This is a genomic window from Bradyrhizobium sp. LA6.8, assembly GCF_040547935.1.
Taxonomy (GTDB): Bacteria; Pseudomonadota; Alphaproteobacteria; order Rhizobiales; family Xanthobacteraceae; genus Bradyrhizobium; species Bradyrhizobium barranii.
In genome coordinates, this window is the sequence record NZ_JBEPQQ010000003.1 from 1,227,194 (window position 1) to 1,247,180 (window position 19,987).

The window sequence follows — 19,987 nt, forward strand, 5'->3', positions numbered from 1 at the left end:
TCCGGCGGATGCTGCGCTGAAAGTCCCATCGTGAAGAACGCGCCCCCACTGACGACCCTTATCCTTCGCAGCGAGTCGAGCCGATCTCGGCTCTGCGTGGCAATGTCACTAGCCGATCTGTGCGGCATGACGGCCTAGCGCCAGCGCCGCCTCGGATCGTCACTATCGAACGTACAAGATCGCAGGAAATCGCAGTTTGACGCGCGAAATCGTGGCCCGTGGTAGCGGGCGAGCGACTCGACCCCTGACGGTAGGCCGAACAGAGATCTCGTTGGTGACGAGCACCATTAGCTCTTAAGGCTCGCGCAAGGACCCTGCTCTAAACGACCCGCATCACTCCAAAGAGCGACCGCCCACGCTTGCTCACGAACGATTTTTCGCGATCTCCCAGTGCACCCGTCGTGCACACCTAGCCTTCTAACCAATTGAAATACTTGAACTCTCGATCCATCGTTTGGGGCCGTGAAAAACTTCCAGCGCAAGTCTTTCATTTCGCTGATCTATTTTGTCCGAACTCGACCTCTATGTGATTGGACCGATTGATGAATTTGGTTTGATCAAGCTTCCGCAGATTGCCTGTATCAGGATCAAATATGTCGGGAATGGAAGCAAAAATCGGATCGTCAGATTCCCAGCGCACACAGCGTGTACACTGAGGTTTGACTAGGCGCGGAGCGCTTCGGCCGGCTCGAGCGCAGCTGCGCGCGAAGCGGGGTAAACTCCGGACAGGAGGCCTATCACGCCGCCGACAACGGGCGCGAGCAAAGGAGCGAGCGGATCGAGCACCGGTGTCCAGACCTGGTACGCCGAGACGCCGACGACGGTCATAACGCCGATGCTGGCTCCAAGAAGTCCGCCCACAATCCCCATGGACGTGCTCTCAACAAGGAACTGTACCGCGATGTGCCGACGCGTCGCACCAATGGCGCGGCGCAATCCGATCTCCGCCGTTCGCTCCATCACGCCCACCAGTGTAATATTTGCAATCCCGAGCGCGCCGACCACGAGCGACAGGCCGCCCAGCAGCAGGAACATGACATTGAGGTCGGTTTGCACGTCATCGCGCACGCGTCGCGGCTCCTGCGGCAACTGCACCCGAAGCGCGCGTGGGTCATCAGGCCGCAGAGCAGCTCGAGCCTGTAGCGCAATCAGGGAGGCGGCGCCGATCTTCGTCTCCACGACAACGAGGCCGGGCCCGAAGAGGCCAAAGTAGCGTCGCGCCGTTCCCTCGGGAATAACGACCGAGCCAAGCAGTTCTGGCTTTCTCACGACATCGCGGAGGATGCCTATCACGAGGTAGAGTTCATCACCGACATAGATTGCCGGCAGCCGCTCGACCCCACCGATGCCCAGGCGGCGCGCGGCATCGGGGCCGAGGACCGCGACGCGGTCGGCGCGGACAGAATGCCCGTCGTCCAAGAACCGTCCCGAGGCGAGCTCGCCGCGCACGGCGCGGAGCAGATCGGGTGAAGCAGCGCGCACCGCCAGCCTGATTGCGGTCTGATTGACAGGATCAATCACCGGCGAAGCGCTAACGAGCGTGTCATGAACATTCACGTCGCTCAGCAGGCCCGCGGCAACCACCCCGTTCAGCCGGGTGAGCCGCTCCGGCGCGTCCCACGGAATAGCACGCGGATCGATCGTGCCGCTGGCGCCGCCTGGCCGCGCGGATATGAAGAGTTCGGTGGCCGCGAGTTGATCGAACTGGCTGATGATGCGGTTGCCGGCGGTTCGCGTGAGTCCGACGGTAGCGACGAGCGCCGACATGCCGATCACGATGCCAAGCACCGTTAGCGCCATGCGAGCCGGTCGCGCGATCGCCCCAGCGATGGCCTCGGTGATGAGATCGCGTGTGGTGATCGCCGACGCCTCGATGCCCGACTTAGATGGGGGTGAAGTTGCAGGCTCGCCGCCGCCATAGAGCTGACCGTCCTTCATATTAACCCGACGCAAGCCGCGGCGCGCCACATTCTCGTCGTGCGTGACGACGACGATCGTCATCCCCTCCTTGTTCAGCTCGGTGAAGAAGTCGAGGATCGACTCGGTGTTCGTTGAGTCAAGATTGCCGGTCGGCTCGTCACACAGCAAAAGACTCGGCGAGCCCATCAACGCCCGCGCGATCGCCGCCCGCTGACGTTCGCCGCCCGACAGTTTGGACGGGAGGAAATTGGCCCGATGGGCAAGTCCGACGCGGCGAATCTCCACCATCGCCCGCTCGCGCCGTCCCTGCCCGACGCGCCGGCGGTACACTTCCGCCAGCATGACGTTCTCGAGGACGGTACGATACGGCAGCAGATGAAACGACTGAAAGATGAATCCGACGCGTCGGGCGCGCAGCCCGGCCCGCTCATTCTCGCTCAGCTTCGTCGTTTCGATTCCGTCAAGAAGGAACTGGCCACTGGTTGGCCGATCGAGGCAGCCCAGCACGTTCAACAGTGTCGATTTGCCTGAACCGGACGGACCGGTGATGGAGAGCCATTCGCCGCGCTTCACCACGAGGTCGACATCAATCAAGGCATGAACGGCAGGATCCGTCCCGAATTGCTTGCACACCCTGCGCAGGTCGAGCACATGATCGGAATCGGCGGCAACCGCTTCGATCGGCAAGGCTCGCTCTCTGTTTGCGGTGAGCGTCATTTCATCGCCGTCGGCTCCGCCGTCTTATAGCCTACCACCACCATCTGGCCGGGCACGAGCCGCTCATCGGGCGCGTTGACCTCGACATAGCCACCCGTCGAAAGCCCTGGTTTCACGGTCACGTATTCCTGCCGGCCGCCGCGATCGACCAGCACGCGTGATGCACCGTCGGCCGCAAGCGACACCGCGCTGGTCGGCACGGCGATAACCGCGCCCTTCGTGGTCTCGATCGGGATTGACAGACGTACGGAGAACCCCGCCAAAGAGACCGGCGTGCTCTCCACCTTCACCCCGAGATAGAAGTGATAGCCATCGACGCCGCGCGTGCCCGGTGTAGTCGCAACGCTCTCGACGACGCCGTTCGCCTTGATGCCAAGCGCCTGCTCGTCGATCGCGACCTTCATTCCGGGCTTCACCAGCGGCGCGGCTTCAATGGGCAGTTGCGAGTCGATGCTGAGCTCGTTATCCGTCACGCTCATCACCGGCCCGGAAGCATTGCCCGCAACGGACGCAGTCACCTCGTGGACGCGGATCGGCAACGACGGAATGAACACGACCTCGTCCGCCGGCACCTGAACGCCGAGCTTTGCCCTCGCCGCCGCGAGCTCGCGATCCAGACGCTCGTATCGTTCGCTTGCAATCTTGACGTCGAATTCGGCGAGCGTCTGTTGTTCCTGCGCCGCGCGCACGCTGCGCTCGCCTTCCAGGCGCGCCGCGTTCACCGCGCCCTCGGCGGCCTTGATCCGCTGGTCGGTCAGGCTGGCCTCGCGCGACGCATTGTCAATCGCAAGCTCGGCTTCTACTCGTGCCTTGCGTTGCGCGCTTCGCGCCACTCTCAGCTTGGCCTCGGCTGCGGCCTTGGTCATCTCCGTCTGGCGCGGATCGAGGACAACCAAGGCGCGATCGGCCATCTGCGTCTTGATGTCGGCATCGGCGATGGCAGCGGAATGGGTGGCGCGGGCGCGCTCGGTTTGCACCAAAAGGGATTTGCCGGCACGTGCGTCTGCCAGCTGCCGGCCGGTGCCGAAACGCATGGCGCTATCGATAGTGGCCTGGCGAATGTTCTGCTCCGCGACCGCGCGCGCGGCGGCGACCGCTTTGACGGCAGTGTCGCGCGCGGTCTCGGCAGCGAGCCGACTTCTCGCGGCATCCGACCAGTCTCGCTCGAGCGTGGCGACCGCGGCGCGCTGTTCGCGTGTTGGTCCGAACGCATCCCACCCGGCCTTTTGATACATGCGCTCAACCGCAAGAGACGTCTTTTGATCGTAGTTGCCGTCGACTGGTCCCGGATCGAAGCCGAGTCGGGCCAATGCCTCCTCGAGCTGCTGCACGTCGCTCCCGCTCGTTCCCGGCAACATGTCGCGGAAGGCCGGCGCTGCGCCACGCAGGACAAGGACCGGACGGCCGGACGCTGACATGATCACGTCGCCTTCATTAAACGGCGCATTCGGCCGCGGCAGCGATGAGATCAGTCCGGCGCCGCCCTTGACGGTGGAAGGAGCGATCGAAATCGGCTGTGGAAGTCCGAAGCGGACGGTGCCGCGGGTGACGACATCAGAACTCAGTACGCGCGATTCCACGGGCACGAGGATCGGGGATGGCTCCGGCGGTGCGGTGCGCGCCGCCATCTCGGCCGGCGACTGGATCCTGGAACCCATGTACCAGGCACCAAGCGCCATGCCTCCAACAAGACCCAAGATGCCCCAGAGAACATTTACCCGGTTCGCGACCATGCCTAATCCTCGCCGCCGTTGGCATCGCACGAACCATGCCCGCTAGAGCACTGAGTCGTCCCCCGTCGCGATGACCGACCACGACAGAAGATTACCCGCAGCCGCCGCTCCGGGAAAGACCGGCAAATTGACGTAGCTATCAGTCTCATTGCACCTTCCGGGAGAACATCTCTTCCTGGATTCGCTCCTCGACCGGCTTCAACACCTCCTCCGACATCTTGAAGCTTTTCACCGCCACCCCGCGCTCGAAATCCTGCAGTTTTCGCATAGCGGCCTTCTGGTCCGTTGACATCTTGGCAACCAACAGCTTGCCACCCTCGGTCAGCGCGTTGAGCCGGTTCCGCAGGTCGGGTTCGATCTCGTCCGGGTGAGCATACTCGTATCCGGCCTTCTTCATCTCGCGCTGCCAAAACGAAAGCGCCGCCTTCATGCGCGGGTCCTTGTTAATGAGCGCGTCCTGGGGATTGTAGTGGCTGGCCTTCAGTTGGTCGGGTTTGAACACCTCGGAGACGGCCTTTCGCGTGCACCCCCCGGTACGCGACAGATCTTCGTTCTCCAGCGCGACCGCGAAGGTAGACGTCAGGTCTTCCTCACCCAACAGCGCGCGATTGTAGGCGACCTGATCGGCAGGAGAAAGCGTTCGGAAAATCTGGACATTGCGTTCGCCGAGGCCAATACGGGCGGGACTGTAGCCGGTCGATAATTGAGGCGGCAGACCGGTATAAAAGGTCGAGATGCCAAAGCCGTAGCGATTGACGAACTCCTCCTCGCTGAGGCCGGGGAGGATCTTGTCCGCCGACATGCCCGCCCGCACGGTATTGTGGTCGGCCGCGACATACTGGAAGCCCTGCTCGGTCATGCAGCGCGCGATCAGTTGCTCGGTCTTTTCGATAGCCTGAACCAGTTCGCGTTGCGACAAGCCGAATTCCTCGGTGCCAAGGCCCTTCGGCGCCTGCGTCTGGGCAGCTGCCGAAGATACCGCGAGGAGGACGGCGAGCGAGCTGGCGCAAATGATCTCCTTCATGGCGGTCTCCCAATCACAGAAGCTATAGAACTCGAATACCGTTTAGCCGGCCGATTTCTCCTCGCCGCGTTTTCACGGAGTCTCCGTATCAGTCCGTTCCAACGATCTCCCCCGTCTGGGTGTCGACGAAGACATCCACCTCGCGGCTACCCGTCTGGATCTCAACCACGTAGACGTTCTTGCCCTTCTTCCTCTCGATTGTGATGTCGGTGACTTTTCCGGGCACGCGCTGCAGCGCAATCTTCTTGGCGTCTTCGGACGAAATCTTCGCCGCAGCGGCGGACTTCGACTTTGCGGGCTTGCCGCGCGAGGTGCCGATGCTGGATACGTTGGAGGCCGGATTGCCGGAGGGTAGCGCGTTGGAAATGACGAGCTTGCCGTCGGAAGTGTCGCTCACAATGCCAACCTCCGGACACGAGATCTTGTCCTTGATGTCTTTCGGGTCGATCAGGCCCTGCTCGCGAATCCGAACGCAGCCTTTGAACGTTCCCGCGGGAACAGTTATTTGAAGGCCGTCTTCCATATTCTCGGCGCCACCATAAGCCACGCTTCGGCTGCCGGCGTAGATGTAGCGCTCGCCGACCTTGAATGTGCCCGGCATCAACAGGCCCGGCTCGGCGACGCCATCCCCGTCGGGGTCGCCGGCCCGCCACGTGCCGGCGAAACTCGGCTTGCCATCCTCGTTGATCTTCCAGGTGACCTCGCCGAACGAATATACGTTGCTGCTGGCCTTATCGAGGGCGAGCCAGTTGAGCGTGCGCTGGGTCGGGACGCCGTCGAGATACTCCTCCTCCTGCACTACCGACGTCTTGAACCTGCCGATGCCGCGAATGTCGAAATCCTCCGTGGTGTTCAGCACCACAGTCTCCTTGCGATACTTGCCGGGGTGATCGGGCCGTTCCAGCGCGTGTTTGTGGCCCGGCGTAATCGGGTAATAAAGCGGATTGACCCCGCGCGGGACGATCTGCTCGGCTTTCAGGTTCCAGTCATTCAAGGAGGAGAAGTCGCTGCCCTTGGTCCAGCGCGGCGGGTCCTTGATCTCGCCGGCATACGCGCCGCCTAGCACAGATGCGGCCACCGACAGAACGACGGCCGCAGTGAGCGTCGAAGGCGAGCGGACGCATGGGCCAAACCGCCAACCGACTGGCTTCGTCTGTATGTCGATCATCGCGATGCCCTCGGTTTGAGGGCAGCAGGTCCGGCTGCCGCCCGGGATTGTGGAAGCTGGCCTCAAGACATCGCCGGTTGGTCTCGGGCCGATCCGGCGATGACGGTCGAATGTGCTCATCGCTCCCTCGCCGTGGTGAAGTCGGTTTCGATGAAGGAGCGGTTGCCGTCCTTCGCGACCGTACCGATCGCGAGCGTGTAAGCCTGCCCGGCGCGCAGGAACCCCTTGGGCACCGTGAAGGCTTTTGTCGACGCCGGCACCAGCGCCCGGATCTCATAGGGCGAGCCAGGTTGCTCGATCACAATGACGCAGGACTCGATCCCCTTCGGCACGGACCAGCGCAAGGTCAGGTCGCCGGCGGGAACGTCCTTTTGGCCAGACCGTGGATATTCGAACGCGGCCGGCTCCGGAAACGTGTGACTCAGTTGCGCTTCACCGCGCAGGCGTGCGCCCTTGCTCGTGTTCCCCTCGAAACGGTACGCGCCGGCCGGGAAGTCGGCCTTGACGATGCGGTCATCAGCCGGTTCCGGTGACTCGATCGTCAGCTTGCGAATTCCCAGTTTCGAGTCCGGAGTTTTGACGTCGACGACCTTTCGCTCGCCGGGTCCCGAAACGGTCAGCGCCGTGAGCCCATCGCTGGCGCCTGTCACCTCGAACTTGATCTCCGCGTCCTTGTCTTGAATGTTGCGTTCGAGATAGACCGAGAGCTGTTCGAACTTTCCATTCTCGGCCGCGAACGTCACCATCGGGAAGGCGACCGCCGACAGCGCCGCAGCCGCGGCGAACCAGCCGTTGTGGCAGTGCTTGGTGTTCACGTCGCCCATCTCTGATGCACTCCTATGACTTCCGGACCAGTCGGTCGGCGACAGGTCGTGCCGAGACGACACCAGTGGACCGTTGACTCATCGTTCATTCGCCTCCCGTGCTTGTTGCGCCTTGCGTGAGTTCGGCGGGCGGGGTGCGACTATAGAGATAGGCGCGCTTCTCGATGGCGAGCGCCTCGGCGCGTGCCTTCGCCAGTGCATCAGGGGGGAGCTTGACGACCTGGCGGAGTTCCAGGGTTTCCCGCAATTTCTCCTGCTTGCCCTTCCAACCAACGCGGATATAGCCGACACCAGGCGCGTAGTATTTGAGCTGCTGAGCGTTCGGTCCCTCCTTCGTGCTGCTCTCCGCGATCACCAGAACGTCCTTGTAGCAGCCAGCCGGCACGCAGGTTTTCTGGCCCACCTGGTCCACCTTGGCACGATCCGACCAGTTGATCGGGGACGGCGCGTAGCCTTGGGAGTAGCTGGGCGTACCGGGCCGCGGATCCGCCATCATCATGATTCCGGCACTCGCGCCTTCCAGGCCGGCAATCCAGGTGTGCGCGCCGACGAAGTCCCCCTCCTCGTATATTTCGACCAGTTCGCCCAGCTGCCAGACGTTGCCGTCCTTGTCCTGCGCGAAGAAAACGATCTCGGATTCCTGCAGCTCGCCGTCCTTGTAGTCGGCATCCCACACCACGACGGCACGCACGCCGTTCACAACTTTGGTCAGGTCGGTCGCCGTCTGCACCACGCGATGCGGCACGCGCGTATTCTCTTCCCGAGTGAAGCCCTCGTAAGTCCACTGCGTTCCCGGTTGCAGCGGGAACCATTTGTTGTCGATCTTGGTCGAGCCGTCGAAATTGTTGCGATCGAAAGCCTCCAGCTTGACTTCGGCAGCGTCGCTCTTCTGCGCCATGACCCCGCCATGGGACAGCCCGAGACAGGCGACAGCCATCACGACGGCCAAGGCCTCCCGACGCAATCTGGCCCCACACTCGACCATCAGGCCCTCCCCTGAACCGGTTCCGGACCAGTCAGATTGATCGTCGGTCCGACCGTGCCGCGGCCGAAACGGAGATAAAGGGCAGGCAAAATGAACAGATTGAGCAGCGTCGACGTCACAAGGCCGCCCATGATGACCACTGCCATCGGGTACTCGATCTCATGGCCGGGTAAATTGCCGAAAATAATCAGCGGCAGGATCGCAAGTCCGGCGGCCCCTGTTGTCATCAGGATCGGACGCAACCGCTCGTTCGCCCCGCGAAGCACGAGGTCCATGCCGAACGCCGCTCCCTCAAAGCGCTCCAGATGCTGGAAGTGGTTGATCATGATGATCCCGTTGCGTGCGGCAATGCCCAGCACAGTCAGAAAACCAATCAGTGAGCCCAGGGAAACGATTCCACCTGCGAGCCACGCTGCCAGCACACCCCCCACCAGCGCTGACGGGAGAGTGAGGAAACTGAGCGTTGCCAGCCGCCAGCTGCCAAAAGTCTGTTGCAAAAGCACGAATATGACAGCGAGCGCCAGCACGCTAAGCACTTCGAGCCGTGCGCGAGCGGCTCGCAGTTCCTGATATTCGCCCTGCAGCACCGCGTAGTAACCGAGCGGGAATGACAGCTTAGCCAACCGCGCCTGTACGTCCTGGGCGACCGCGGCGAGATCGCGGCCCCGGACATTCGCCTCTACGTCAATCCGGCGGGAGCTCGCCTCTCGCCGGATAACATTTGGCGTGGGCTGAATGTCGACATCGGCTACTTCTGCTAGCCGCACGCGCTGGCCGGTTGGCGTGTCAATCTGCATCTGACGAACAGAGTCAACGCTGCGGCGAAATTCCGGCGGGGTCCATACCTGAACGTCATAGGTGCGCCCCTCGAGGAAGATGTCACCGACCTCCTCACCAGCCATCAGAGTCGCGGAGGCGCGCCGCGCATCACCCGGCTTCAGACCGTAACGCTGTGCCTCGTCCAGCTTCAGTGTCACCTGGATGTGCGGCACCTCGACGATCAGCTCCTTGTGCAGGTTAACGAGGTTGGGAACATCAGCGAGTGCCGCGCGGACCTCTTCCGCCTTGTTCCTGAGAACGTCGAGGTCCGGACCAAAGATGCGAACGACGATCGCCTCGCCGGCGCCGGTCAGAACCTCCCGAATGCGCTCCTTCAGGTAGGTCTGCACATCGCGGTAGAGGCCGGGATAACCCTCCACCATTTCGTCGATCTTGGCATGCGTCTTGTCGTAGTCGGCATCCTTGCTGATGCTGATCCAGTTCTCTCCGAAATTGACGCCGACGACCTCATCGGCAGCGAAGGCCTGACCGATATGGGCGCCGAAATTGCGTACTCCCGGAATGGCGCGCAGCTCCTTGCTCGCCCGGGTCGTAATGCGCAACATCTCGGGCAGCGAGGTGTCGGGCGAGGTAACCCAGTGCATCAGGAAATCGCGCTCCTTGAACGCAGGCAGCAACGAGTGCCCGAGCAACGGCCAGACGACGATCCCCGCGAGAGTTACGACGGCGACGGTGATGAACGCCGGACGCGGCGTTCGGGTGACACGCTCGAGCAAGCGCGGGTAATGGCGCCGCAGCCAGACGACGAGCGGCGATTCACGCCCTTCAAGCCGCGCGTTGTTCAGCAAGATCAGGCAAAGTGCCGGCGTCACCGTCATCGCCACGACAAGCGAAGCCGCGATCGCGAGCACATAGGCCCCTATCAACGGCTTGAAAAACGATCCGGTCAGGCCCTGCATGAACAACACGGGAACGACGGCGGCCACCACGATCAGAGTCGCAGAGACGATCGGCGCGCGCATCTCGAGGGAAGCGTCCAGAACAATGCGCGCGGTGCTTCGTGTATCGGCCGCCTGACGCGCGAGACGCAGGCGTCGCATGATATTCTCGACATCGAGGATCGCGTCGTCGACGACAATTCCCAGCGCGATCACGAAGCCGGCCAACGTCATCGTGTTGACGGTCGCACCCAACATGAACAGGACCAGTGCGGCTGCGAGCAGCGACAGCGGAATGGCGACGACGCAGACGATTGCGGTGCGCCACTCATAAAGGAAGATGACGATAATCCCCGTGACCAGCAGGCAGCTCAGCAGCATTGCCCGTGACAGATTATCGATCGAGTCCTCGACGAATGTTGCGGGCCGGAAGATCGTCGTATCGATTTCAACCCCCGGAAGACCCGGCTTCATTTTCTCGAGCGCTTCCTCCACCCCGCGGGTCACCGCGAGCGTGTTTCCCCAGGGGAACTTCTCGACGATGAGCATCAACCCCGGGCCATCATTGATGACGGCGTCACCGATCATGCCTTGCGGCGCATAGACAAGGTTGGCTACTTCGTTCAGCAACAGCGGTTTGCCGTCCTTTGTCGTCACGGGCACCTTGGAGAGCGTCTCGGGTGTAACGCCGGACGGGGCAAACGTCAGTTGAAAGCGTTGATTGGGCGTTTCGACAAAGCCGCCGGTGCCGATATGCGCGCCGCGGGAATAACGCAGCAGACCGACGTCAAGGGCATCGGAAACCGCCTCCTGCACTTGATCGAGCGTGACGTCCGCCGCCGCCATCCGATTCGGATCGACCATGACCTGGAGCATCTTAAGCTGCTCGCCCCAGATCGCGACGTTCGCAACCCCGGGAACACCGAGCAGCCGTTGTCGAATGGTCCAATAGGCAAGCATCGACAGGTCCATAATGGACTTGTCCTGCGAGGTGATGCCGATCTTCATGATCCGACTCGTCGAGGACAATGGCGGCATCATGAAGGGCGGAGCCGCCCACGTCGGCAGGGTCTTGGACGCAAGCGCCATGCGCTCGCTGACCAGTTGACGCGCCCGGATGCCATCGACGCCGGACTTGAAGATCAGGAGGATCGACGACAATTGCCCCACCGACTTCGAACGCATCACGTCGATGTCCGGAACGCCGTTCAGCGCGTTCTCCAGCGGCACGGTCACCAGTTGTTCAACTTCGGCAGACGAGAGTCCAAGGCAGATGGTTTGGATCTCTACGCGCGGCGGCGCGAATTCCGGAAATACGTCTACTGGCACGTCGCTAAGACGTGCCAGGCCAAACCAGGTCAGCACCGCGCCCAGCGCGAGGACGAGATAACGAAAGCGCAAGCTCGATGCTATGATCAGCTTCATCATCGCAAGACATCCAACTCAGGCCGTAGCCGTTAGGCAGAACAACCAAGCTAATGGCCTACCTTCACCTCAGTCCCGAATACTTGCGGCACACCGGCCGCGAGCACCTTGGTGCCGACCGGCGGCCCGTCGCTCAGGTACACGTTTTCGCCCTTTATGGTGTCGATCTCGATCGGTCCGCGGACGAAGGTCAGCGGCTCGGCGCTGATGTAGATCCACGCTTTTCCCGAGAGATCGTAAAGAACGGATGCATAGGGGACGATGAGCCGCCCCGACGGATCGGCCCGCACCTCGTCGATCAGAATACCGAGCCTTTCCGCCGCCTTCGGCGTGAGCGTAATCTTCTTGATGTTTGCATCAAGTGTAGGATCGACGCGCGCCGGCGTGCTCCTCCCTATTGTTTCCGCAGATAGCACCAAGACACAAACCATTCCGAGGCACACGGCAGACGTCGCGGCCACCAACACATTAAAGCGGGCCATGAGGCGTTCCTTCCTCTTGATCGCAATCGAAGCAAAGCTCGCGGTGCTCACGACCCGGTCTCCATCTCGAGATCGAGGCGGTCGTCGGTCCAGCCGGCGGCAAACCGCACATAGAGCGCCGGAAGCAGCAGCAATGTTCCGAGCGTCGCGGTGATGATGCCGCCCAAAACAACGACCGCAAGCGGGTGGGCGATTTCAAGTCCCGCAACATCGCCCATGACAGCGAACGGAAGCACCAGAGCAAGCGTCGCGATCGACGATGCCATGATGCTGGGGAATTGCTCCCGAACACCGCGGCGCACCAGCGCTTCACCGAACGGCACGTCCTCTTTCAACTGCAGATGCTGAAAATGCGCGACCAGACCGACGCCCTGTCGCACCGTCAAAGCAAGCACCGCCACCAGACCCAACAGCGAGCCGAGTGAGAAGGTACCCTCCTCGGTGATCGGGATCGCCGCCAGGCCGCCCAGCACGGCGATCGGGACGCCGAGCAGCGACAGCGCGGTGAGCTTCCAACTTCGGAGCACCGCCTGCATGAGCAGGAACATCAGGATCGCCGCAGCCACCACGTAGCCGTATATCGACCGCAGGCTGGCACGTTGTTCCTTGTATTCTCCCAACACCTCGGCCCGATGCTCGAACGGGAATGCGACCTGCTTGACCGTCCTCGCAACGTCATCTGCCACATCGCCAAGAGCCCGCTCGTCCACTTTCGCCAGGACGTCGATACGGCGTGACGCCCCCTGGCGGCGGATAATGCTGGTGGCCGGCACGACGCGGACGTCAGCGACCTGAGCGAGGCGAGCCTGAGACCCGTTCTCGCTGGTCATCATCAGATTCCGGATGTCTTCAATGTTGTCGCGCAGCTCAGGGCGTCCCCAGACGACCACGTCGAAAACCTTCTGCTCCTCGAACAGCGCGCCGACGGTGATGCCGCCGACAAGCGCGGACGTTGCCCTGCGGACGTCACCCGGCTTCAAGCCGAAATCAGCCGCGCGATCGACATCCACCTTGACCTCGATCGCTGGCTCCTCGACCTGCAGCTCCACCCGCGCGTTTTCAATGCCCTGGATCTTGGCGATCGCCGCGCGAATCTCCTCAGCCTTGACGCGAATGACATCGAGGCTCTTGCCATATACGCGCACGGTGATGGAATCCGAATCACCAGTGAGCGCCTCACGCAGCCTGGCCGACAGGTATGTTCCGACCTGCCCACGCATTCCGGGATAGGCCGTGGCGACGGCTTCCACGGCATCGAGCGTGGCTTCATATTGCGCCTTGGGATCGATGCTAACCCACACTTGCCCGGTATTCACGTCGGTCGCACGCGCACAGTTGCAGAGCAGCGCGCGTCCAAGATTGGCGTGGGCGCTCTGCACGCCCGGGATCTGCTTGAGGTCTCGAATCAAGCCCTCAGTCGATCGCATCATCGCTTGCAGCGAGGTGCCGGGCGGTCCCTGCCACTCGATGAGAAGATCAGTCTCTTTGAAGCTCGGTACCAAGTTGCGCTCATACGAATTCAGGAGCGCAACGCAAACGATCGCGGCCGCAACACCGACGCCAATGCAGGCGATAGGCCAGCGGGCGACGGGGCCCCCTACCCGACCGAGAATTCCGGCCCATCGATCGATCGGCCCATCGCTGTTCGCATTCGGTGCAACATTGACGAGAAGAAGTGACGCCAGCGCAGGGGTCACGATCAGCGCCACCAGCATCGAGATCGACACCGCGGCGACGTAAGCCCAAGCCATCGGCGTAAAGAATGACGCCGACCGGCTTTGCATGAACAGGACGGGAAGCACCGCCAGCACGACGATCAGCGACGCATAGACCATCGGACGACGCGTTTCCTGCATCGCACGGGCGAGAACGAGGAAACTCGATTGTCCGTCGCGAGGCGCCCGTAGTCGGCGCAGTAGATTGTCTGCGTCGAGAATGCCGTCATGGACCACCACACCCGAAGCCATCAAAAGACCGCCGATGACCGTCATGCTGAGCGAGATGCCGGCGGCTTGCAGCAACAGCACGGCCGAAACGAATGACAACGAGATCGCGACCAGGGCGATAACGGCTCCCCGCCAGCTACCCATCAACAGGCCAAGCGCGACTGCGACCAAAACGACTGATATAATTGCGGCCCTGCTCAGGTTACGTGTCGCTCGTTCGATGAAGCTCGCGGGATGATAGATCGTCGTATTGATCTCGATGCCGGGCAGCCCTGGCTTCAGCTCGTCCAGCGCACGCTCGACTCCGCGCGTGACGTCTGACGTGTTGAAACCGGGAAACTTCTCGACGGCCAGCATCAGGCCCGGTCCTTCGCCGATGATGGCATCACCGATCAGCGCCTGATGCCCCTCGGCGAGAAAGGCGACATCGCCGACGCGCACGGTCGTGCCACTCAATGGCACCTTGGCGAACGTACCTACCGTGGAGATCGGCAGCTGATGACGAATGCTGAGCCGCTGGTTCGGTGTTTCGATGAAGCCGCCGGTACCTGGCGTGGATGAGTTCAGGTAGGTCAGTGGCGACGACCATACCGCTTCACCGGTGGTCTTGATCACCTGCTCCAGCTTGACGCCCTTCTTCAGCAAATTCCGCCCATCGACAAGCACCTGCACCTGCCGCTCACGCTGCCCCCAGATCGAAACGTTCGCGACCCCAGGAACGCCAGCAAGACGCGGCGCAATGTTCCAGCGCGCTTGAACGGACACGTCGATCAGTGAAACTGATTTCGAGCTCAGGCCGATGTTCATGACCCGACTAGTTGAGGACACCGGTTGCAACATGACCGGTGGGCTCGAGACGTTCGGCAACGCATGCGCCTGCGTCAGCCGTTCCTGCACCATTTGGCGCGCCTTCATCAGATCAGTGCCCGGCGCGAAGATCATTTCGATCGTCGAAAGTCCCGCCATCGATTCCGACTGGATGACCTGAAGCCAGGGGACACCGTTGAGCAGGTCCGCTTCCAGCGGCACGGTAATCAGCGATTCAACCTCGGCGCTAGAAAGGCCAAGCGATTCCGTCTTCACCGTGAGCGAAGGCAGCGCGAGCTCGGGGACAACGTCCAGCGGCCTGTCCCTGATGCTGACGGCCCCGAAAACGAACAGGCCCGCAGCGACAGCAACAACGAGGGTGCGTAAGCGAACGCTAGAGGAAATGAGCCAAAACATTCTTGCCCCCTCTTCTAACCTCTGGCTGCAATCAAACTCCGGTTGTAAAACACTCTCGTACTGCTGGACATTTCTGACCGCTTTTTCCCTCGCAAGAAACGCGGGCGTAGTTCTCACGAATTCCGACGCCATAGACGGCCGCAGCTTTTTTAGTGCTGCTCGAAAGGTTCTGACGAACGCTGAAGGCCGCTATACTACCGCTTTTACCCGACTAGACCCGGTGAGACATTTTGACACACTCATCTTTTGGATACCACCGATTAGGTCAGGGATGTCACCCAATTAGGTGACGCACCATTACCCAGTTGCGTGTCGTTCTCGAAACACCGGACGACTTCACGTTGCACGCTTGCCTTGGCGAGACGGGTTTCTCTTGATCCATTCGGTTGCGATCGAGCAACTCGTCACCAGGATGACTGCTGTCCCAGTGCTGTTGAGCGACTTCCGTTAACGACTTCTTCTCTTATCTGCTGTCGACTTGACGAATGAAACGCTTGCTGCGAGAGTTTCGCCATTTGCGAAATCGCTGTAAGGTAGTTAACCATAGCCGTTGAGTGGATTGCAGCCTGGGATAGTAGCGGGGCCGCACATGAACTCAGGTCAGCGAGATGAGTTCGTCGTCGGATCTGGACGGCGACGACGTGTGAGAAAAATCCAAGCGCTAGAATCAACGCTCGGCCGTTGGCGGCCCTACGTCATGTACCGGCTGATTGTTAGCGGTGCGCCAGTATTTTTCAGCCTCGCCCTGTTTGCCCCTTCTTATGCTGCCGCTGCGGAGAACGAGGAGATCGCAGTTCTCCGACGCATGCTTGGGGAATTGAAGGCGGAGAACCGGAAGCTTTCCTCACGTCTTAGTGCACTGGAGGGAGCGACATCAGCACAACGCGCCGCGCCGCATCAGCGCGCGACACCGGTGGCAACCGCGGCGACACCTGCTGCAACTGTGGTGAAACCGGTGCTTCCGGCCGAAGCATCGGCCGGCGCGCTGCCCGCTCCGGATTTGTCCGAAGCCGGACCAAAAAGGCCGCTCGGTGAGCGCGTGACAGATCTCGAGATCGCTTGGGCGGCACAGGAAAACGCAACACGACAGATTATCGGCGACACGCTCAAGAAGACGGGCCCGCAGATCAACAGCTTCCTTTCCCTTAGCGGTGTCGTCGAAGGGATAGCCTCGCGCACCAACGACTTCAACGGCCCCACCAGGGAAAACCTGGCTCTGGGCACGGCCGAACTCGACTTCGATGTCAAGCTGAGCGACTGGCTGACCGGCGCTGTCGTTCTCCATTTCGACAACGGCAGCGGTGCGATATTTCCGACCGGGAACAGCCCCGTTTTCACTGGCGTCCCCGGCACCGGGGTGGATCGCTTCACGCTCGATCGGACTCACATTCTTGTCGGCGATCTCATGCAATTCCCGATCGCGGCCCGCTTCGGGGTAGAGACTTTGCATTTCGGTACATCCACCGGCGTGGCACGCCTGGATACGCTTTCGATCGGCACTCCACTGACGACCGAAGTGTTCGAGAACCGCCAGACCGCAGGAGGATTGGAATTCGCTTGGCCAACCCCGCCGCTGCGGCCGCTGCCGGCGCCTGTCGTTGTGCCCAAGGTTAGTCCACTGGTCGTCGCACCAGCGGTGCAACAAATCGCGCGCTGGCTGGGCTACGTCCCGCCGCCACAGAGGCCGTTCCAGCCGCTGCCAGTACGATTTCCGCTGGAGCCTGCACCGTTCTACGGCTCAGTCGTGGCATACAGGGGCAGCGACAGCATCCTGCCCAACCGTACCAAGATCGACGATTACAACACCAGTGTCGGTTTCCGAACCAACGGTCATTGCGGCCTGCCCTATGAGCAGTTGACGTCGTCGTTCGCCTGTCCGTGGACCGTTGACTTCCACGTGGATTACGACACCTCCGTGTTCGAAAGCAGATTTCTGCATTCTGCCTACCTGCCATTCCTGAGTCAGATTGGACGCGTTCCGGGAGTGGCCGCGAGCGTGAAATCCAGTTTCGGCCCATTCGCCGTGGTGGGCGAAGTCAATGCCGCGTTGAGAAGCGCCACGTTCCTCGATGGGACCGGCATTCCGAAACACATGATACCGATGACTTGGCAGTTCTCGCTTGCGTACCAGTTCGACTGGAATCCCTGGGTCACCGAGATCGGCGCCCAGGGCGATTTCATCTCGATTGGATATTCCGGCAGCAAGGACATGGCGGGCGTGACGCTTTTTCAAGCCGGCGTACCCACTCGGATCGGCTTCGTCCCGCAAAACCGGCTTTTCCTCACCGCAGGCGAATGGGTGATGGACGGGCTGAAAGTCGCCGTCGAATATTCAGCCAACTGGGACTATTCAACGAACGTCGGCGGCACCGGTAAGCTTGCGCATGGTGCCTTCGGACTGCTCCAGCTCAATTTCTGATTTCGACGCCTCAAACGCTTCAAGGACGCGTGTCCCAGAATAGAGGCGCGAACACGCACTTCAGCTTGGATCCGCTGATTTGGAGTCAGCGGGGGGCTCCGTCCAGTTGTTTGCACAAGCCGAGGTCGCGAAGCCCTACTAAAGCATGATCCGGAAAAGCGCGCAGCGGTTCTCCGAAAAGATCATGCTCAAACAACAACCTAAAGCGCGATGACGATTCATCCCAATCTCATCGCGCTTTAGAAAAGAGGCCAATGGCACTTTCGATCAGCTTCCAACACGTTCGATAGTCTGACGCACTGCCTGTTGAGTAGATCCGTCCCACCCAAGAGCCGCCGCTCATGTTGGCGCTCTTGCGATTTTGTTTGACCTCCCGGTGCACACGTCGTTCACACGGGGCCTTCTAATACATTGAAAAAATTATACTCTCGCTCCAATCCATCATGGGGAAGTTTAAGCTAGCTTGAGCCATGCAACAGCGACCAGGTCCAACCTCACTTCACCGCTTTTACTATCTCAACGAAATATGATCGTTAGCCTCTCCTGCGATTGCTCTTGCTTACTTCGAATCTAGAACCCTTCAGGTGCCCCACCATGCACCAAGCTTCTTCTACTTTCAGTGGAGCGATCACTGCGGGTCATGATTGAATGAACTACCAACTGCGCCTTCGCTTCCGCACCCACCGGCTTGGATGTCGAGAGTCCGATTTACTGAAGCAGACATTAAGCGCGCTGTTAGAAGTGTCCTCGACAGTGGTGGCAAAGTCGCGCGCGTCGAGATTGGGCCTGACGGACGCATTTCTGTGTTGATACGGGAAGAAAGATCGATTCCAATAAATCCTGAGGACGATCCGGAGGTGTCCAGGAGTTTGCTGTGATGAGGATGGGACGCTCGGCGCCGCCGCTGCCTCGCTACACGAGGCGCAAACGCCTTCAGAAAGGGAGCCTTGCGTATTTTTTCGACGTGCCAACGTGGGCACGCAAGAAAGGATGTCCAGTCAAGAACGAACCGCTTGGCACCGATTACGAGCTGGCCGTGCAGCGCGCCGAGAAAATCTTGCTGCCTGCGTTCGACAGCTGGCTGACGGGTGGCGATGATACGAATCCCGTGGGCATTGGAGTGGTGATCGGAACGCTGGACTGGATGTTTCACGAGTATCGTCGGACGTGGAAACAGAAGACTGCGAAGCGTTTGCAGCCTTTGAGTCCTGGTTAATGTCGCGTGCATGAAACCGGCATCAAGATGATCTGCGAATATCTGTTGCAGGACGGCAGGCGTCTAGGCACGCGGCGGGTGTCGAGCATCGACACCGCGTTTGCGGACAATCTGTTTGAGAAGCTGCTCTACAAAAACGTCGACGGCGAGCAAATAGAGCGCCGCACTACCGTAAACCACGCCATGAAAACCGCGCGCGGCGCGTGGAACACGATCTCAAGGGCGCACCCTCACATGTTTCCGCCGAGAAACCCGTTCGAGAAGATGGGCCTGCAATCGACATCGCGCGAAACGCCGCATGCGAACTTTGCCGAGCTGGCGGCGTTCCGCGCCACAGCCATCGAGATGGGCTATCCGTCGTTGGCAACCGGAGTTCTGATCGGCTGGGAATGGCTTCAGCGCAAGGCTCACATCTTGATCCGGTTCATGGCCGAACACTACCGTCCGGACAGCCGTCCAAACCACGTCTATGTCATCAACTACAAGACCAGCACGGGCTCATGGGAACCGCTGTTCGATAAGAAGGACAAGCCGCTCTATCCCCTGCTGATGGCTGAGCTGGATGCCATGAAGGCGCTGCGCCCCACGAGCGGTCTCATGCTTCGTCGTGACGGCAGTGGCCTGCCCTGGAGCGGCAAGGGCGAGATGCTGACTGAGGTCGAGCGCATTTCGAAGAAGATCATTCTGGCCGCGGGTTTGCGTCCTGAGCTGACCTTCACGTCGTTTGGCCGGCATGGCGGGACCACCGAGGCGAGCACGTCCGGCCTCACAGAAACGCAGCTGATGAAGAAGGGCCAATGGTCATCGACCAAAGCGATGGCGCACTACCTTCACCATGACGACGAGGCCAAGCAGGACGCACAGATGAAGCGCATCAAGCGGCGCAAGCAGGCGGCCAGAAAGTGAACATTTGTCGGAATGGATTCAGCCGTCTTGTCGGAATGGAAATCAAGAATTCCGATAAGTGATTGAAAAGACTGGAGCGGGTGAAGGGAATCGAACCCTCGTATTCAGCTTGGAAGGCTGCTGCTCTACCATTGAGCTACACCCGCATCACTGGCTCCCTAACACGACCGGGCGGCAGTCTCAACTGCTCCGAACCGGTCTTTCCCGTCTTGCGGACAGGCCAGTTCCCGCCCCCGGGGCGCCCCTTAACGGCGGCGGGATTTCGTCTTATATTCAGAGT

12 protein-coding genes and 1 tRNA gene are annotated in these 19,987 nt (G+C 60.9%); 3 read left to right on the forward strand and 10 right to left on the reverse strand.

Going from position 1 to position 19,987, the window contains the following annotated elements:
* Positions 1–663: 663 nt before the first annotated feature.
* The 9 genes from ABIA90_RS19755 to ABIA90_RS19795 form a co-directional block, all read right to left on the reverse strand.
* Positions 664–2,637, reverse strand: coding sequence for an ABC transporter ATP-binding protein/permease (locus tag ABIA90_RS19755; RefSeq protein WP_071912762.1), 1,974 nt, complete (start codon positions 2,635–2,637; stop codon positions 664–666).
* A complete protein-coding gene (locus tag ABIA90_RS19760) occupies positions 2,634–4,295 on the reverse strand; it encodes a peptidoglycan-binding protein (protein WP_354117698.1) in 1,662 nt (553 codons plus the stop codon). The genes ABIA90_RS19755 and ABIA90_RS19760 overlap by 4 nt, the downstream gene beginning before the upstream one ends.
* Positions 4,296–4,515: 220 nt before the next feature.
* Positions 4,516–5,394 (reverse strand): hypothetical protein, encoded by an 879-nt coding sequence (locus ABIA90_RS19765; protein ID WP_259257159.1) that lies wholly within the window; start codon positions 5,392–5,394, stop codon positions 4,516–4,518.
* A gap of 88 nt (positions 5,395–5,482) precedes the next feature.
* Positions 5,483–6,682, reverse strand: coding sequence for a PepSY domain-containing protein (locus ABIA90_RS19770; RefSeq protein ID WP_354117697.1), 1,200 nt, complete (start codon positions 6,680–6,682; stop codon positions 5,483–5,485).
* Positions 6,679–7,386 (reverse strand): hypothetical protein, encoded by a 708-nt coding sequence (locus tag ABIA90_RS19775; RefSeq protein ID WP_354117696.1) that lies wholly within the window; start codon positions 7,384–7,386, stop codon positions 6,679–6,681. Before ABIA90_RS19775 ends, ABIA90_RS19770 begins: the two co-directional genes overlap by 4 nt.
* An 85-nt stretch (positions 7,387–7,471) precedes the next feature.
* On the reverse strand, positions 7,472–8,335 hold the full coding sequence (locus ABIA90_RS19780; RefSeq protein ID WP_354117695.1) for a hypothetical protein: 864 nt from the start codon (positions 8,333–8,335) through the stop codon (positions 7,472–7,474).
* Positions 8,336–8,370: 35 nt separating this feature from the next.
* Entirely contained in the window at positions 8,371–11,517 is a 3,147-nt protein-coding gene (locus ABIA90_RS19785) for an efflux RND transporter permease subunit (protein ID WP_354117694.1), read from the reverse strand.
* Between the two features lie 47 nt (positions 11,518–11,564).
* Entirely contained in the window at positions 11,565–12,047 is a 483-nt protein-coding gene (locus ABIA90_RS19790; RefSeq protein ID WP_354117693.1) for a hypothetical protein, read from the reverse strand.
* Entirely contained in the window at positions 12,044–15,298 is a 3,255-nt protein-coding gene (locus ABIA90_RS19795; RefSeq protein ID WP_354117692.1) for an efflux RND transporter permease subunit, read from the reverse strand. The genes ABIA90_RS19790 and ABIA90_RS19795 overlap by 4 nt, the downstream gene beginning before the upstream one ends.
* 565 nt (positions 15,299–15,863) lie before the next feature.
* On the opposite strand from ABIA90_RS19795, the gene ABIA90_RS19800 reads away from it, so the two are divergent.
* The 3 genes from ABIA90_RS19800 (at position 15,864) to ABIA90_RS19810 (ending at position 19,707) form a co-directional block, all read left to right on the forward strand.
* Positions 15,864–17,585: a hypothetical protein gene (locus ABIA90_RS19800; RefSeq protein ID WP_354117691.1), complete on the forward strand. Its 1,722-nt coding sequence runs from the start codon at positions 15,864–15,866 to the stop codon at positions 17,583–17,585.
* 877 nt (positions 17,586–18,462) lie between these two features.
* Positions 18,463–18,801 (forward strand): hypothetical protein, encoded by a 339-nt coding sequence (locus ABIA90_RS19805; protein ID WP_223153991.1) that lies wholly within the window; start codon positions 18,463–18,465, stop codon positions 18,799–18,801.
* A 6-nt stretch (positions 18,802–18,807) separates the two neighbouring features.
* Positions 18,808–19,707 carry a hypothetical protein gene (locus ABIA90_RS19810; protein ID WP_354117690.1) on the forward strand — a complete coding sequence of 300 codons (900 nt, stop codon included), beginning with the start codon at positions 18,808–18,810 and terminating at the stop codon, positions 19,705–19,707.
* Between the two features lie 72 nt (positions 19,708–19,779).
* Here ABIA90_RS19810 and ABIA90_RS19815 read toward each other — a convergent pair.
* Positions 19,780–19,853: transfer RNA gene (locus ABIA90_RS19815), tRNA-Gly, on the reverse strand.
* Positions 19,854–19,987 lie beyond the last annotated feature (134 nt).